Source organism: Actinosynnema sp. NPDC004786 (assembly GCF_053601135.1).
Map to the genome: position 1 here is coordinate 105,048 of NZ_JBSGBG010000010.1, position 16,638 is coordinate 121,685.

At 75.9% G+C, this 16,638-nt stretch carries 10 protein-coding genes; 5 read left to right on the forward strand and 5 right to left on the reverse strand.

What is annotated here, in order from left to right; all coding sequences use genetic code 11:
- Nucleotides 1-57: 57 nt before the first annotated feature.
- From ACWEFJ_RS11190 to ACWEFJ_RS11205, 4 genes are all read left to right on the forward strand, one after another.
- Entirely contained in the window at nt 58-1,560 is a 1,503-nt protein-coding gene (locus tag ACWEFJ_RS11190; RefSeq protein ID WP_449713672.1) for an alpha/beta fold hydrolase, read from the forward strand.
- Between the two features lie 373 nt (nt 1,561-1,933).
- Nucleotides 1,934-2,962, forward strand: coding sequence for a LacI family DNA-binding transcriptional regulator (locus ACWEFJ_RS11195; protein ID WP_449713673.1), 1,029 nt, complete (start codon nt 1,934-1,936; stop codon nt 2,960-2,962).
- 174 nt (nt 2,963-3,136) lie between these two features.
- Nucleotides 3,137-5,284, forward strand: a complete 2,148-nt coding sequence (locus ACWEFJ_RS11200) for a glycoside hydrolase family 36 protein (RefSeq protein ID WP_449713674.1) — start codon at nt 3,137-3,139, stop codon at nt 5,282-5,284.
- Nucleotides 5,285-5,306: 22 nt separating this feature from the next.
- On the forward strand, nt 5,307-7,862 hold the full coding sequence (locus tag ACWEFJ_RS11205; RefSeq protein ID WP_449713675.1) for a hypothetical protein: 2,556 nt from the start codon (nt 5,307-5,309) through the stop codon (nt 7,860-7,862).
- A 98-nt stretch (nt 7,863-7,960) separates the two neighbouring features.
- Here the strand turns inward: ACWEFJ_RS11205 and ACWEFJ_RS11210 are convergent, their stop codons facing one another.
- The 3 genes from ACWEFJ_RS11210 to ACWEFJ_RS11220 all read right to left on the reverse strand — a co-directional run bounded on the left by ACWEFJ_RS11210 (nt 7,961) and on the right by ACWEFJ_RS11220 (nt 11,005).
- A complete protein-coding gene (locus tag ACWEFJ_RS11210; protein ID WP_449713676.1) occupies nt 7,961-9,106 on the reverse strand; it encodes an L-talarate/galactarate dehydratase in 1,146 nt (381 codons plus the stop codon).
- Nucleotides 9,107-9,130: 24 nt separating this feature from the next.
- Complete coding sequence (kdgD, locus tag ACWEFJ_RS11215; protein ID WP_449713677.1) at nt 9,131-10,039, reverse strand: 5-dehydro-4-deoxyglucarate dehydratase; 909 nt, start codon at nt 10,037-10,039, stop codon at nt 9,131-9,133.
- 72 nt (nt 10,040-10,111) lie between these two features.
- Entirely contained in the window at nt 10,112-11,005 is an 894-nt protein-coding gene (locus ACWEFJ_RS11220) for a LysR substrate-binding domain-containing protein (protein ID WP_449713678.1), read from the reverse strand.
- A 54-nt stretch (nt 11,006-11,059) separates the two neighbouring features.
- On the opposite strand from ACWEFJ_RS11220, the gene ACWEFJ_RS11225 reads away from it, so the two are divergent.
- Nucleotides 11,060-11,839, forward strand: a complete 780-nt coding sequence (locus ACWEFJ_RS11225; protein WP_449713679.1) for an endonuclease/exonuclease/phosphatase family protein — start codon at nt 11,060-11,062, stop codon at nt 11,837-11,839.
- On the opposite strand, the gene ACWEFJ_RS11230 is transcribed toward ACWEFJ_RS11225, so the two are convergent.
- A complete protein-coding gene (locus tag ACWEFJ_RS11230) occupies nt 11,827-13,374 on the reverse strand; it encodes a bifunctional 3-(3-hydroxy-phenyl)propionate/3-hydroxycinnamic acid hydroxylase (protein WP_449713680.1) in 1,548 nt (515 codons plus the stop codon). The two genes, ACWEFJ_RS11225 and ACWEFJ_RS11230, sit on opposite strands and share 13 nt — an antisense overlap.
- Before the next feature lie 9 nt (nt 13,375-13,383).
- The gene (locus ACWEFJ_RS11235) at nt 13,384-16,344 is read right to left on the reverse strand and encodes a BTAD domain-containing putative transcriptional regulator (RefSeq protein ID WP_449713681.1); all 2,961 of its coding nucleotides are present in this window, start codon (nt 16,342-16,344) and stop codon (nt 13,384-13,386) included.
- Nucleotides 16,345-16,638 lie beyond the last annotated feature (294 nt).

Genomic DNA, 16,638 nt, shown 5'->3' on the forward strand with positions numbered 1-16,638 from the left:
TCGCGGCACGCGTCGTTGGACACACTGCGCGACCCAGCCGACGGACCGGAGGAACCGATGCGCCTCAAGACCGCACTCGTCGTGGCGGCGGTCGTCGCCGGTGTCGCCGCACCCACCGCAGCCGCCGCGGAGCACCCCGCGCCGGAGCACGTGTGCCTCGCGAGCGTGCCGGAGACCGACCCGCTGGAGCCCGGACCGGTCGACATCTGCGTCAGCGTGTTCCGGCCCGCCGCGGCCTCGCCCGCCCACCGGGTGCCCGTCCTGCTGCACAGCCACGGCTGGGGCGGCAGCCGCACGTCCGCGCCCGGCTCGTTCCGGCGGTACCTCGACGCGGGCTTCGGCGTGGTCAGCATCGACCAGCGCGGCTTCGGCGAGAGCGGCGGCAAGGCGCACGTGGAGGACCCCGCGTTCGAGGGGGAGGACGTCATCCGCGTGATCGACCACGTCGCCTCGCTGGACTGGGTCCGCACGACCGGCCCGAACGACCCCGTGCTCGGCGCGATCGGCGGCTCCTACGGCGGCGGCTACCAGTTCGCGGGCGCGTTCACCGAGATCATGAAGACCGGCCGCACCCGGTTCGACGCGCTGGCGCCGCAGATCACCTGGCACTCGCTCAACGACAGCCTCGCGCCGCGCGAGGTCGTGCGCACCACCTGGGTCACCGCCCTGTACGCCGCCGCCCTCGACGCGCACACCTCCGCGCTGCACGCCGGCTACGCCGAGGGCCTGCTCACCGGCAACTGGCCCGCCGCCATGGCGGAGTTCTTCCGCGACAACGGCCCCGCCCACCACGTCGCCGCCGGCCGCCGGCTGGACATCCCCGTGCTGCTGCGCCAGGGCATCAGCGACAACCTGTTCCCGCTCGACCAGGCGATCGACAACTTCGACCGCGCGCTCACCCCGCGCGCCCGCGCGAACAGCCTGCTCGTCGGCTACAACGGCGGCCACGCGCTGCCCAACGTCCTGCCCGCCGGGTACGCCGTCGCCGGCGACGCGTGCTCGGCCACGCTCGGCGCGTCCGGCTACGACGACCTCGAACTCCGGTTCCTCGCCGAGAACCTGAACGGCGCGCCCCGCACCGTCACCGGCCACGGCCGCTACCACCTCATGACCGCCGAGGGCGGGTGCGTCGACACGGCCTCCGTCGCGCCGACCACCGCCGTCGCGCTGCCCGACATCGTGACCACGGCCGGCGCGGGCCTGCCGCAGGCGATCAGGATCGCGGACGGCCCGCTCACCCTCGCCGGCTCGCCGGCGCTCGACGCCGTCGTGAGCACGCTCGGACTCGACACCCGCGCGTTCTTCGCCCTCAGCGTCGGCCGGTCGCCCCTGGACGCCAAGGTGATCCAGCACAACGTGCTGCCGCACCGCGAACCCGGCCTCACCCTCGGCACGCGGCGCGCGATCGAACTGCCCGCCGTCGCCGCCACCGTCCCGGCGGGCCAGTCGTTGTTCCTCACCGTCACCCCGCTGTCGGACATGTTCCCCCTCCACGGCAGCCGCACGCCGGGCGTGATGGCGCTGCGCGACGTCACGGTGCACCTGCCTGTCCACGGCTAGGTCGCGCAGGGTGGCGTCCGCGCAGGTCCCCTGCATCTGTGAGCGCTAACAACGGAGGCCGTCGAATCGCACCGACGGAGCCGGAAAGTCGAGGAGGAAGGCTTGAGCTGCGTCACGCTCACCTGTTAGCGTTAACACGCGACACGACCCGGAGCACCTGCACGTCCCGATGCCGGTTGCCCTGCCGGTGGCCGGCGGCCCGTCTCCCGCCGCCGGCCACCGCCCCACCCGAGGGGTCACCGTCGCGACCTCGACCGTGCCGGCGGGACCGTCGGGCGAGGTCGCGGGCCCGGGCAACGGCAACAACGCCCAGCAGTGGGCCGTCACCCGACCCGGCTTTGACGCGCCCGTCGGCAGCGATCACGATGACGGGGTGACACCACGCGCGCGGAAGCGGGCCGCGCCCAGCATCCGCGACGTCGCCGCGGCCGCCGGCGTGTCCTACCAGACCGTGTCCCGGGTGCTCAACGAGTCGCCGAACGTCAGGCCCGACACCCGGCGGCAGGTGCTCGACGTCATCGACCGGCTGGGGTACCGGCCCAACCGGGCCGCCCGCGCCCTCGGCTCCGGGCGGTCCGGCTCGGTGACGGTGGTGATGGCCGACACCACGCTGTACGGGTACGCCGCCACGGTGCGGGGGATCGAGGAGGCCGCGCGCTCGAAGGGGCTCGCGGTCGGGGTGCGGGTGGTCGAGTCCGACCGCCCCGCCGACGTCCGGCACGCGGTGGAGCACGTGAGCGACCCCAACGCCGGCGGCGTCGTCGTGATCGCCTTCGACGCCGCCGGCGCCGGGGTGCTGCGCGCCCTGCCGCCCGACGTGCCCGCCGTCGCCGCGACCGAGGCGGGCGGCCTGGCCGACAGCCGCCGGACCACGATCTGCCTGGACGAACGGCAGGCCGCCGCGGACGCGACGGACCACCTGCTGGCGCTGGGCCACCGCACGGTGCACCACGTCGCCATCCCGTCGGAGACCGGCACGAGCGCGCGGCAGTCGGGGTGGCGGCGGGCGTTGGAGCGGGCGGGCGCGGCCGTGCCCGAGGTCGTGCCGGTCGGGTGGGACGTGCGGTCGGCCTACCTGGCCGGGCGCCGGCTGGCGGCCGACCCGGACGTCACCGCGGTCCTGTGCGGCAACGACGACGCGGCGCTGGGCGTCCGCCGGGCGCTGCACGAAGCCGGGCGCGACGTGCCCGGCGACGTCAGCGTGATCGGGTTCGACGACGTGCCCGGCGCGGCGTACTGGACGCCCGCGCTCACCACGGTGCGGATGGACTTCGCGGCCCTCGGTCGCGCCTGCCTGGTCGCGCTGGTGGCCGAGGTCGAGGGCGGTCCGCCGCCGGTCGCGGACCTCGCCGCGCCGGCCCTGGTCGTCCGCGAGTCGACCGCGCCACCCCGCCGTCGCTGAGCGACCGCGCGGATGTGGGTGACAACAAGGTAACGCGCCCTTTCCGCCGACTCGTGTGACCGGTCACAATCGACGTGATGTGACCGGTCACACGCAGCCGGTCGATGCCGACGCACACCGCGCCACGTGATCGCCGCGCCCCTCGGCCGGGGACCGCGGCCGGACAGGAGCACCGTGAGCTCGTGGGAGTCCGCCACGGCGGTGACGTGGGGCCACTCGGCCCTGGACCTCGTCGTGGACGTGTCGCCGGACGGCCCGGTCGGCGTCCGCTCGCTGGCGACCGGACCGCGGCCGGACGTGCCGCGGTCCGCGCAGCCCCTGGTCGAGCTGCTGGTCGCGGGCGAGGGCCGGGCCCGCGCCTCGCACCGGTTCTCCGACACCGCGCCCGGCCGGCGCATGGTCTACGCCGGGTCGGCCCGCACGTCCGACGGCAAGTGGAGCGAGCTGCACGTCGACGTGCGCGACGAGCGGACCGGCCTGGTCGCGCGCACGTCGTTCCGGTCGGTCGAGGGCGTGGCCGCCTGCCAGGTCCGCACGACCGTGACCAACCGGGGCGGGGCGCCGGCGCTCCTGCTCGGCGTCACGTCGTTCGCCGCGGGCTTCCCCGGCGCGCGGGTCGAGGACGTGGACCTGCTTCGGGGCGACAGCGAGTGGCTGGGCGAGGGCCGGTGGACCCGGAGCCCGCTGCGCGACGGCGTGTCGCCGGACCTGAACCTGCGGCTGCACGGGCAGGACGGGCGGGGCCGGTTCGCCGCCGTCAGCACCGGGACGTGGTCCACCGGCACGCACCTGCCCACGGGCGGTGTGGTGGACCGCCGGGGCGGTCAGGCGTGGCTGTGGCAGGTCGAGCACAACGGCGCCTGGCGGTGGGAGGTCGGCGAGCGGCTGTCCGGCGCGTACCTGGCGCTGCTCGGGCCGACGGACGTGGACCACCAGTGGCAGCACCGGCTGCTGCCGGGCGAGTCCTTCACCACGGTCCCCGTCTCGGTGGCGGTGTCCGGGTCCGGGGTGGACGGGGCGGTCGCCGCGATGACCGCGCACCGGCGGGAACTCCTGCGCCCGCACCGCGACCGGTCGGCCCTGCCGGTGGTGTTCAACGACTACATGAACACGCTGATGGGCGATCCGACCACGGCGAAGCTGCTGCCGCTGGTGGACGCCGCCGCCGAGGCCGGCGCGGAGGTGTTCTGCGTCGACGCCGGCTGGTACGACGACGGCTCCGGCTGGTGGGACGCGGTCGGCGAGTGGCTGCCGTCCCGGGCCCGGTTCCCGCGCGGGATCGAGGAGGTGCTGGACCGGATCCGGGACCGGGGCATGGTGCCGGGCCTGTGGCTCGAACCGGAGGTGATCGGGGTGCGCAGCCCGGTCGCCGGCGCGCTGCCGGCCGCCGCGTTCCTCCAGCGCGGCGGGGTGCGGCTGGTCGAGCACGACCGGTACGTGCTCGACCTGCGGCACCCCGCCGCCGTCGCGCACCTGGACGCCGTGGTGGACCGGCTGGTCGCCGACCTCGGCGTCGGCTACCTCAAGCTCGACTACAACGTGGACCCCGGCGCGGGCACCGACGTCGCCGCCGACAGCCCCGGCGCGGGCCTGCTCGCGCACAACCGCGCCCACCTGCGGTGGCTGGACCGGCTGCTCGACCGGCACCCCGACCTGGTCCTGGAGAACTGCGCGTCCGGGGCGATGCGCATGGACTACGCGCTGCTGTCCCGGATGCAGCTGCAGTCCACCAGCGACCAGCAGGACCCCGCGCGGTACCCGCCCATCGCGGTGTCCGCGCCGATGTCCGTGCTGCCGGAGCAGGCGGCGAACTGGGCCTACCCGCAGCCCGACCTGCCGGACGAGCTGTTCGCGCACACCCTGTGCACCGGGATGCTCGGCCGGCTCTACCTGTCCGGCCGGCTCGACCTGCTGCGCCCCGACCGGCTCCGGTCGGTGCGCGACGCGGTGCGGGTGCACCGCGACCTGCGTGCGGACCTGGCGGGCGCGGTCCCGGTCTGGCCGCTCGGCCTGCCCCGGTGGGACGACCCGTGGCTGAGCCTCGGCCTGCGCTCCGGCGACGTCACCCACGTGTGCGTGTGGCGGCGGGACGGCGACCACGTGGCGCTGTCCCTGCCCCACCTGCGCGGCCGGCACGTCGACGTCGACCTGCTCTACCCGCGCGACCTGCCCGCCTGGACCCACGTCTGGGACCCCGGCGCGGGGTCGCTGACCGTCACGCCGGTTCGCGCCGACACCCCGTCCGCGCGCCTGTTCCGTATCACCGCCGGTCCGGCGTCACCGGCCACGGGTGGAGCGGGAACCGGCGGCGCGGTCGAATGACCCCCACCCGACAGGAGCACCGATGCGAGACGCACCGACCGCGCCCACGGCGACCGAGGAGCTGCGGGTCGACCTCGGCTCGCCGACCGGTCCCTTCCGCGGCGGCGCGACCGGCGTCCTTTACGGCCTCGGCGATCCGGGCGTCCCGTCGCACGACCTGATCGCCGGCATGCGGCCGCGCACGGTGTCCCAGAAGGCGCCGGACGGCGAGCAGCACCCCAACGGCGACGCCCTGGCGGTGGCGGACGGCTTCTTCGCCGCGGGCGGCGGGGAACTGCACGTCTACGCGCAGGACGTCTACCGGAGCTGGCCCTACGAGAACCTCGGCATCGACGACTACGTCGCGCGGTTGCGGCCCCGGCTGGCGCGGGTCGCCGCCCGGCCCGACCGCGACCGGTTCGTGTGGACGATCTTCAACGAGCCGGACTTCATCTGGTACGCCGACCGGGACGCCGACCGCGACCGGTTCCTCGCCGACTGGACCACCGTCCACCGGCTGGTGCGGTCCGTGCTGCCCGACGCCCGCATCGCCGGGCCCGGCGAGACCCGCTACCGGCCGGACCACCTCCGCGACTTCCTGGTCCACGCCAAGGCGCACGACGTGCTGCCCGACATCGTCACCTGGCACGAACTGGGCCCGGACTCCCTGTCGACCTACCGCGCCCACCACGCCGACTACCGGGCGCTCGAACGGTCGCTGGGCCTCGCGCCGCGGCCGGTCAACATCAACGAGTACGCCAACCGGCGCGACACGTCGGTGCCCGGCCGACTGGTCCAGTGGCTCGCCATGCTGGAGGACACCAAGGTCGACGGGCAGATGGCGTACTGGACGGTCGCGGGCAACCTCAGCGACCACGCGGTGCGCACCGCCCGCGCCAACGGCGGCTGGTGGCTGGCGAAGTGGTACGCGGACCTGTCCGGCGACACGGTCCGGGTCACCCCGCCCAGGCCGGGCACCCGCGACACGCTCCAGGGCCTCGCCGCGCTCGACCGCGCCGACGCCAGGGCGACCGTCCTGCTCGGCGGCACCGCCAACCCGGTCGACGTGGTGGTGACGGGCCTGGACCGGGGGCTGTTCGGCGGACAGGTGGACGTGCGGATCTCCCGGACCGGGTGGTCGGGCTACGAGGGCGACGCGGGGCAGCCGCCCGTGGTCGCGGCGGACCGGATCCGCGTGGTCGACGGCGGGGTCACGATCGCGGTGCCGGGCGGCGACCCGCTGGCCGCGCACCGGGTGGTGATCACCCCGGCCGGTCCCGGCGCGCCACCGCGGGCCGACGCGCCGTGGCGGGCGAGCCACGAGGTCGAGGCCGGCACGGTCGAGCACGCGGTCGTCGCCACCCGCGACGACGGCTCCGGCTCGCACGAGATGGCCCAGCGGTACACCACGTCGGGCGGCGCCGACGTCCGGTCCCTGCGGGAGCCGGGTTCCCGCGTGACGGTCGACGTGGACGTGCCCCGGGACGGCGCGTACCGGCTCGGCGTGTTCTACGGCACGGACGGGTTCGTCGGCCGGCTGGCGCTCTACGTGGACGACGCGCACGTGCGGGACCTGATCTTCCCGGCCACGCTCGCCGCGGACTACCGGGGCAGGCTCGACACGGACCTGTCGCTCACCGCGGGCCGGCGCCGCGTCTCCCTGCGCGCCGCCGGACCCGACGGGTTCCTCGGCGCGCCGGCGGACGTGGCGCTGGACCGGTTCGACCTCACCGAGGTCGCCGGTCCCGAGCGGACGGTGTACCCGCTCGCCGAGTCACGCCGGTCCGGCGGTTCCGTGGACCGCGGCGAGCGCGCGCTGCGGCTCGGCGTGCCCGACGCGGTCGTGCTGGACCCCGGCGACTCGGTGACCACGTACGTGTCCGCCGCCGAGGACGGCTACCACGCCCTGTCCGCCACCTGGCTCGCCGTCGCCCGCGCCACGCTCGGCCTCACGTTGTCCGGCCGCCGGGCGCTCGGCGGCGACCTGACCGCCGAGCGGGAGGGCGCGTGGTCGGGCGAGGTGACCGCGCACCTCAAGGCCGGCGTCACCGAGGTCGTCCTGACCAACGAGAGCCCCGCGCCGCTCGTGCTGGGCACGCTGACCTGCGTGCGCGACGCCGCCGCCGACCGGCACGCCGTCCGGGTCGAGGCCGAGGACGGCCGGCTCGGCGGGGGAGCGGTGGTGACGCCGGGGCCGTGGGCGTCCGGCGGCGCGTACGTGGCCCGGCTCGGCCGCGGCGGCACGCTGACCGTCCCGCGCCCCGCCGGGTTCGGCGCGGGCCGGTACCACCTGACCGTCGCCTACGCCCACGCCGAGAAGGAGACCGGCCACCTCTACAACACCGACGCGGTCACCCGGTTCCTCGACGTGGTGGAAGCCGGCGGCGGCACGACCCGCGCGCCGTACCGCCACAACTACACCTGGGACGGCTTCTGGCCGGAGACCTCGCCGCTCGACCTGGTCACCGACGACGGCGACCTCACCTTCGGCAACGCGGGCGGCCACGGCCCGAACGTCGACTGGGTCCGACTCGCGCCGCTCGTGCTCCACCCCGGGACGAGGGCGATCCCGGTCGGGACCGGCACCGACAGCACCTGAGCGGCACGGCGTCGCGCGCCGACCCGGTGCCGCGGTCGTAGGCGGTGGCGTAGACGAACAGTTCCGGGCGGTGGGCAGCGCCGCGGCCGGTGAGCAGGTCACCTGGGCGCGTCGACCGTCGCGGTCTCGACCGTCCAGGCGCGTGTCCGCTCGCTCAGGGTGACGCCGAGGCCGGGCCGGCCCGACAGGTGCATCCGCCCGCCGCTGATCTCCAGCCGTTCGTTGAACAGGGGGTGCAGCCAGTCGAAGTGCTCCACCCACGGCTCGCGCGGGTAGGCGGCGGCGAGGTGGACGTGGATCTCCATGGCGAAGTGGGGCGCGAGCTGGAGGTGGTGGTGGTCGGCGAGGGTGGCGAGCCTGAGGAACTGGGTGATGCCGCCGACGCGCGGCGCGTCCGGTTGCAGCACGTCCACCGCGCCGGCCCGGATCAGCGCGTGGTGCTCGGCCACGCTGGTCAGCATCTCGCCGGACGCGACGGCCGTGTCCAGCGACCGGGCCAGCTCCGCGTGGCCCTCGACGTCGTAGGCGTCCAGCGGCTCCTCGATCCACACCAGGTCGAACTCCTCCAGCGCCCGGCACACGCGCGCGGCGGTGGGCCGGTCCCACTGCTGGTTCGCGTCCACCATCAGCGGCACGCCCGCGCCGAGGTGCTCCCGGACGGCGGCGACCCGGCGCAGGTCCTCGGCGGCGTCCGGCAGCCCGACCTTGATCTTGATGCCGCCCACGCCCGAGTCGAGGGTGCGGTCGGCGTTGTCCTTGATCCGCTCCACGCTCTCGTGCAGGAAGCCACCGGAGGTGTTGTAGCAGCGCACGGAGTCGCGGTGCGCGCCGAGCAGCTTGGCCAGCGGCAGGCCGGCGCGCTTGGCCTTGAGGTCCCACAGCGCGATGTCGAACGCGGCCAGCGCCTGGGTGGCCGCGCCGCTGCGCCCGACCGAGGCGCCCGCCCACACCAGCCTGGTCCACAGCCGGCCGATGTCGTTCGGGTCCTCGCCGATCAGCTCCGGGGCGACCTCCCGGGCGTGCGCGAACTGCGCCGGGCCGCCGGCGCGCTTGCTGTAGCCGAACCCGAGCCCCTCCCACCCCGCCTCGGTGCGGATCTCGGCGAACAGCAGCGCGACCTCGGTCATCGGCCGCTGCCGGCCGGTGAACACCTTCGCGTCGCTGATCGGGGTGGGCAGCGGCAGCCGCACCGAGGACAACGCCACCGAGCTGATCCGGTCGCTGACGGCGGGGCTGGAGGACATCGGGCTCCTTCGGTCGGGGGTGGGTCAGGCGACGCGGCGCACCAGGTCGGTGAGCCGTGCCAGCTCGTCCTCGGTGAGGTCGCTCAACGGCGGGCGCACGCGGCCGCCGTCCCGGCCCACCGCGGTGAGCCCGGCCTTCACGATCGACACCGCGTACCCGCGGGCGCGGTCGCGCAGGTCCAGGTAGGGGAGGACGAAGTCGGCCAACATCCGGTACACGGCGGCCCGGTCCCGGGCGCGGACCGCGGCGTAGAACCGCAGCGCGAACTCGGGCACGAAGTTGAACAGCGCCGACGAGTACGTGGTGACGCCGAGCTGGAGCAGCGGCAGGGCGAACGTCTCCGCGGTGGGCAGGCCCCCGATGTAGATCAGCCGGTCGCCGACGCGGGCGTAGGTCCGGGTCATCCGCTCGATGTCCCCGATGCCGTCCTTGAGCCCGATGAGGTTGGGGTTGCGGTCGGCCAGCTCGGCGACGGTGGCGTCGGTGAGCACGGCGTTGGCCCGGCTGTAGACGATCACGCCCAGCCCGGTGGCCCGGCACACCGCGGAGACGTGCTCGACCAGACCGCGCTGGTCGGTCTCGGTGAGGTAGGGCGGGAACAGCAGGACGCCGGCCGCGCCCGCGTCCTCGGCGGCCCGCGCCTGGGCCGCGGACACGACGGTGGCCCCGGTGGCGGGCGCGACGACCGGCACCCGGCCGCCGACCTCGTCCACGGCCACCCGGACGACCCGGTCGACCTCGGCGGGGCTGAGCGAGAAGCCCTCGCCCGTGCCGCCCGCGGCGAACAGCCCGGCCACGTCGAAGCCGGCCTGCCAGGACAGGTGCTCGCGGTAGCGGGCCTCGTCGAACCGCAGGTCGGCGTCGAAGTGGGTGACCGGGAAGGAGAGCAGCCCGGAGGCGAGCCGGTCGGCGAGAGAGGCTGGGTGCGTCACGGCCCCCAAGCTATGGACCAGGGGCGATGCTTGTCCAAGAGTAGTTCGGCATTGCGTGATACCGCGAGAGCATCACCGGAACGGCGTGCGGCCCTCCAGCACGCTCAACGTCCGCCACAGCGCCGGGTTCGCGCAGGCGCGCAACCACAGCAGGTGCAGCTCCACCGGCTCGGCGACCGCGGCGTCCAGCCGCGCGAACCCCACGCCGTCGATGCGCAGCCGGGCTGCGGACTCCGGCACGAACGCGATCCCGCGACCGGCCGCGACCAGCCACAGCATGGTGAGCACCTGGCCCACCGTGTGCACGGTGTTCTCCGGCGCGATCGGCACCGTGCGCACGACCAGGTCGTAGAAGTAGCGGGCGTCGGTGGGCGAGTGCATGATGACCGGCTCGCGGACCACGTCGGCGGGCGTCGCGTCCCGGCCGAGCGCGAGCAGGCGGTGGCCGGCGGGCACGGCGACCAGCAGCCCCTCCCGGTAGAGCAGCCGGGAGCCGAAGGTCGAGTCGTCGACCGGCGGGCGGCCCAGCCCGAGGTCGATCTCCTCGTTGGCCAGCCCGGCGACCTGCTCGCGCGTCACCATCTCGGCCAGCTCCACGTCCACGTCGGGCAGGTGGCCGGCCAGCTCGTCCAGCAGCCGGCCGAGGATGCCGTAGGTCGCCGACGCGGTGAAGCCCACCCGCACCACGCCGCTGGACCCGGAGGACACCCGCCGGGCCAGCTCGGGCGCGGTCTCGGCCAGCGACAGCAACCGCCGCGCCTCGACCAGGAACACCTCGCCCGCCGCGGTGAGCGTGACGCGCCGGTTGTCCCGGATCAGCAGCCGCGCCCCGACGGCCCGCTCCAGCTTCTGGATCTGCCGGCTCAGCGGCGGCTGCGTCATGGCGAGCCGGGCGGCGGCACGGCTGAAGTGCAACTCCTCCGCGACGGCTACGAAACCCCGTAGCTGCTCCAGCGTGAACGCCATGCGGGCAAGGTATCAACCCTGGTCACGCGCGGTGTGGCAGGCGAACATGGGGAGATGGGCCTGCCGCGCCGCACCTTCGCCCCCTTCCTGGCCGTGCTCCTGCTCTGCGGTCTGGCGACGCCGCCCGCGGGCGCCGCCACCGCCGTCAAGGTGTTGCAGATGAACCTGTGCAACAGCGGCGTGGCCGGCTGCTACCAGGGCGGCCGGGCGGTGGACGAGGCGGTGACCATGATCGGCCGCCGGGCGCCGGACGTGGTGTCGGCGAACGAGGTGTGCCTGTCCGACGTGCCCCGGCTGACCGCCGCCGTCGGCCCGGCCGCCGGGTACCGGTTCGCGTTCGCGCGGCGCGAGCCCACGGGCGCGAACATCGAGTGCACGGACGGCAGGGGCGCCTACGGCAGCGCGGTCATCGTCAAGGAGGGCGTCCGGAGCGGCGGTGACGGCACGTACACCGCGCAGGACGGCGGCACCGAGGTCCGCGCGTGGGCCTGCGCGCTGAGCGGCGTGCGCGGGTTCACCGCCTGCACCACGCACCTGAGCACGACCGGCACGACCGCGTTGGCGCAGTGCCGGGAGCTGGTGCCCGCGATCCCGCTGTCCTTCGACCCGACCGGTTCCGCGACGACCCGGCACGTCGTGGCCGGCGACCTGAACCTGCGCTACAGCCCCGGCTCGGCCACGAACGCGCAGAACTGCGTGCCGTCCGGCTGGTTCCGCAAGGGCGACGGCGACGTGCAGCACGTCATCGCCCGCACGCTGACCTTCGTGTCGACCGAGACCTACGCGATGTACCGGACGGACCACCCGGCGTTCGTCGTGAACTACGCGTTCTGACGCGCCGGCCCGACGGGCCGCAGCCCTCCGCCCGCCTCGATCTCCGGCCGCAGGGAGTAGACGAACCGGTCCGGCCGCAACACCGCCACCTCCGTGCCGTGCCGGGCGAACCAGGCCGTCAGCGTCCCGTCCACGTCGACCACCGACGTCACCCCGGCAGTGTCCCCGTCCGGGCCCCACAGCACGCGGACGAACCGCGCGGGCGGACCCTGCCAGCCCGTCGCCGTCGCCCGATCCACGCCCGGCCCGATCACGGTGAACTCCGCGCCCAGCAGGGAGTCGAGCGGCTGCGGCGTCGGGGAGCCCGGCACGGTCACGTCCGGCTGGGGGAACATCGTGCCCACCGGGCCGCGCCGCCTGCCGCCCGCCAGCACGCCCCGGCGCAGCGCGGGCAGCGGCTTGAACTCGAAGTGCCGCACGAAGCGCCGCACCCGCGGGACGGTCTGCGCCGCGCGCAGCACGGCGTCGCGGACCGCGGCGGCGAACCGGTCGCGCACCAGGAACACCCGGCCGAGGCCCACGCTCGTGCGCACCATCTCCTCGACGTGCGGCCGGCGTTCGGCCTCGTAGCTGTCCAGCAGGGACTCGTCCGCGTGACCGCGCAGCACCAGGCCGAGCTTCCAGGTCAGGTTCGCCGCGTCGCGCAGCCCGCTGCACAGGCCCTGGCCCAGGAACGGCGGCATCTGGTGCGCCGCGTCACCGAGCAGGAACACCCGCCCCGACCGCCAGCGCGACGCCACCAGGCGGTGGAACGTGTAGACGGTGGCCCGCGTGACGGTGAACCGCTCCGGGTCCACGTACGGGCCCACGAGCCGCGCGATGGTGTCGTCCCGGGTCATCTCCTCGGCGGTCTCGCCCGGCCGGAGCATGAACTCCGCCCGGTAGGTGTCGAACGCGCCCGGCGACACGAACGCCGGGCGCCGCCAGTCGCACACGAACCGCGTGGTCGGCACCCGGACCGCCCCCGGCTCCACCGAACCGGACACCGCCAGCCACGGCTCGCCGTAGGACGACCCGGACAACCCGATCCCGGCCGCCGCCCGGGTGGCGCTGCGCGCGCCGTCGCACCCCAGCACGTAGCGGGCGCGGACGGTCTCCCGCTCGCCGGTCCGGACGTCGCGGACCACCACGTCGTCCTCGCCCAACTCCACCAGCTCGACCCCGGTCCGCAGCTCCACGTGCGGGAACCGCGCCAAGCCCGCCCGCAGCGCCGCCTCCAGCCGGGGCTGGTCGAAGAAGTGCAGGGGACCCGCGCCGAGGCCGAAGTCGATCTCGTCCAGCGCGATCGTGGCGAACGGCCGCCCGGCCGCGTCCACGTACTCCACGGTCGAGGGCCGGTGCATGTCGCGGCCCACCGCGAGACCGGCCTGCTGGTAGATCCGCAACGCCTCGTCGTCGCACGAGAACGCCCGCGGCTGACCGTGCGGCGCGGTGGCGCGCTCCACGACCAGCGTGCGGACGCCGTGCAGGCCGAGCAGGTTCGCGGTCACCGCGCCCACGGGACCGCAACCGACAACCACCACGTCGAACTCCATGCGCCCATGTCAGCGGGCCGCTGTGGAATCCGTGTGGAGGTCGGCCTCCACACGCGCCGCCACCAGCAGCGCCCCCTGCGCGGCGGCCAGCCCGGCGGCCGCGGCCAGCTCCGCCGCGTCACCCCGGACGACGGCCCGGACCCGGCGCAGCTCGGCCACGAGCACCCGTTCCCCGGTCGCCTCCGCGAACGCCAGGCCCTCCTCCGCCAACCGCCCGGCCTCGGCGGGCAGCCCGGCGACCAGGCACGCGTCGGCCATGGCGGCGGTGGTCACGGTGCGCGTCGACCGCAGGCCGGGCCGGTAGACCGCCGCGGCGGCGGCCCGCATCGCGTCCAGCCGGTCCGCCGCCCCGGCCCGCACGGCCGCCCACTCCGCCACGAAGTCGCCCGTCGTCACGAAGTGGCGCATGCCCTGCCGCTCGCCGATCTCCCGACAGCGCCGCGCCGCCTCTCCGCCCAGCTCCACGTCGTGCTCCTGCATCGCCAACCACGCGGTGAACAGGGCGGCGTTGCCCCGGCCGTACGGGTCGTCGGCGCGTTCGGCGAGGTCGCGGGCGGCGTCGAGGTCCGCCCGGGCCGCCTCGCGGTCCCCGCGCAGGGACCGCACCAGCGCGCGGAACTCGTACGGGGACAGCGTGGGCGTGCGGCCCGCCTGCCCGACGAGCTGGCGCGGGTCGAGGTCGCGCAGCCGGTCGACGGCCTCGGTCAGGTCCGCGTCGGCCCCGGCGAGGCGGCCGGTGAAGTAGCCGACCACGCCGAGCAGGTACGGGCGGGCGGCCGACAGCACGCCCTCGCCGCCCACGATCCGCCGGGCCAGGTCGGCGGCGAGCCCGAACTCCGCCCGGGTGCACGCCAGCTCGCCCAGCGTCCACAACGCGGGCCGCGGGTCGGCGTCCACGCGGGGCAGCAGCGCCCTGGCCCGCGCGGCGGCCCGGTCGACGGCGTCGCCCCCGACGCCGGCGGTGATCTGGAGCAGGGCCATGCGGCGCAGGTGCACCTCCAGCTCCCGGTCGGGCGAGCCGGTCAGCAGCGGGGCGGCCCGGTCCAGGTGCGCCAGCGCGTCCTCGTAGGCCAGCCGGCGGGTGGCGTCCTCGGCCGCGCGCAGCGTCCACCGCAGGTGGTCGTCACCGCGACCCAGGCCCACCGCCTGCCCGTAGTGGTGGGCCAGCTCGGCGGGCGTCAGCGCGTCGGAGCCCGCGTCGGCCAGCCGGGCGTGCAGCGCCGCGCGACGGGTCGGCGCGAGGTCGGCGTAGGCGGCCTCGGCGAACAGCGGGTGCCGGAACCGCACCACCCCGGGGCCGCCCTCCACGACCAGGTGGGCCGCGCCGGGGTGCGCGAGCCGGTGCGCCACGTCACCGCCGCACGCCCGCGCGAGCACCCGCAGCTCCAGGTCGCGGCCCGCGACGCAGAGCAGGTCCAGGCACTCGCGCGTGGCGGCGTCGAGCGCGTTCAGGCGCACCCGGACGGTGTCGCGCACACCCGGCGGCGGCGCGCCGTCGTCCGCGCTGAGCAGTTCGGTGATGAAGAACGGGTTGCCGCCGGTGCGCTCGACCAGCCCCGCCACCAGGCGCGGCGACGGCTCGACGCCGGTGCGGCCGCGCACCAGGTCCGCGACGGCGTCCGCGTCCAGCCCGGCCGGGCGCACCTGCCGGAAGCCGGGCGCGCGGGCCAGGTCGGCGAGCGTGGCGACCAGGTCGGGGTCGTGCTCGTAGGGCCGCAACGTGAGCAGCGCCAGCGTCCGTCCCGTGTGGAGCGTGGTGCTCAGGTAGCGCAGCAGCAGCAAGGAGTCGCGGTCGGCGGCGTGCACGTCGTCCAGCACGACGACCAGCCCGGCCGGCGCGGCGACCGCCCGCACCAGCTCGGCGACCGCCTCGTAGGTGCGGAACCGGGCGGCCGGGTCGACGCCGGAGTCGGCGAGCGGCCCGGCGGCGAACCCGGCCAGCGCGGGCGCGCGACCGGCCTCGCCGGCCTGGGGCAGGGCGACCAGGGCGCGCACCACCTGCGCCCACAGCCAGAACGGCGGCGCCTGGCCGAGGTCCGGGCACCGGCCCCACACGACCGGGACGCCCCGCGCCGCCGCGTGGTCGGCCACGGCGCGGGCCAGGCTGGTCTTGCCGATGCCGGCCTCGCCGACGACGGCGGCCACGCGCCCGGCGCGCGACGCCGCCGCCAGCAGCCCCCGCAACGAGGCCAGCTCGCCGTCCCGCCCGACGAGCCGGTCGCCGGCCGGCGGGACCTCGGCGGGCACGTCGTGGTCGAGGATCCGGCGGTGCAGGTCGCGCAGGTCCGCCCCCGGCTCGACGCCGTACTCCTCGACCAGCACGCGGCGGCCCTCGGCGTACACGGCGAGCGCGTCGGCCTGGCGGCCGGTCCGGTAGAGCGCCAGCATGAGCTGCGCGCGGGCGCGCTCCCGTTCCGGGTGGGCCGCGACGAACCGGCGCAGCTCGGGCACGGGCGCGCGGCCGGCCGCGACGGCGGCGGCGAACCGGCCCTCCTCGGCGGCCACCCTCGTCTCGACCAGCCGCGCCACCTCGGGCCGGACGGCGGCGGCGTCGACGGGGTCACCGCGCCACAGGGCCAGCGCGTCGGCGTGGAGGCGTTCCGCCGTCACCGGGTCGGCCGCCTCGCCCGCCCGCCGCACCAGCTCGGTGAACTCCACGAAGTCGATCGCCTCGGGCGGCACGCGCAGCTCGTAGCCGCCGGGGTGGTTGAGCAGCAGCCCGCCCGACGACCGCGCCGGCCGGTCCGGCTCCAGGGCGCGGCGCAGCCCGGCCACGTACGTGCGGAGGGTGACCTCGGCGCTGGCCGGCGGCCGCCCGTCCCACAGGGCGTCGACCAGCCAGTCGGCGCGCAGCGGCTCGTTGTGCCGCAACAGCATCACCGCGAGCAGCCGCTGCTGCTTCGGCCCGCCCACCGCCACCGGCACGCCGTCACGCGTCACCCGCAACGGCCCCAACACCGCGAACCGCAACGGCGACACCCCCCGAACCGCGTGACGGCGCAGTCTACCGGCCGGCCGGCCCACGTCCGGCGCGTCGTAGCGGCGGGCGGCCGGCCGACGACAGGTGGGGCAAGAGGTCCGGGTCGTCCCCGACATCGTGCCCCTGCCCCGGCCGCGGCGTACCGGTACGCGGCGGAAGCGATCCTCAAGGACGTCGGGGACCCGTACGCCTCCTATTACCTCGGCCTGGGCGACGCGTACTCCGCCATGGCCGACGCGCAGGGCTGCCGACCCGCGCGGCCCCTCGCGGCGGCGGCCAGTTGA

Excerpts from the sequence above, each read along its gene's own strand:
- ACWEFJ_RS11190 (WP_449713672.1), top strand. The coding sequence starts at position 58 with ATGCGCCTCAAGACCGCACTCGTCGTGGCGGCGGTCGTCGCCGGTGTC.
- ACWEFJ_RS11205 (WP_449713675.1), top strand. The coding sequence starts at position 5,307 with ATGCGAGACGCACCGACCGCGCCCACGGCGACCGAGGAGCTGCGGGTC.
- ACWEFJ_RS11210 (WP_449713676.1), bottom strand. The coding sequence starts at position 9,106 with ATGTCCTCCAGCCCCGCCGTCAGCGACCGGATCAGCTCGGTGGCGTTG.
- ACWEFJ_RS11220 (WP_449713678.1), bottom strand. The coding sequence starts at position 11,005 with ATGGCGTTCACGCTGGAGCAGCTACGGGGTTTCGTAGCCGTCGCGGAG.
- ACWEFJ_RS11225 (WP_449713679.1), top strand. The coding sequence starts at position 11,060 with ATGGGCCTGCCGCGCCGCACCTTCGCCCCCTTCCTGGCCGTGCTCCTG.
- ACWEFJ_RS11230 (WP_449713680.1), bottom strand. The coding sequence starts at position 13,374 with ATGGAGTTCGACGTGGTGGTTGTCGGTTGCGGTCCCGTGGGCGCGGTG.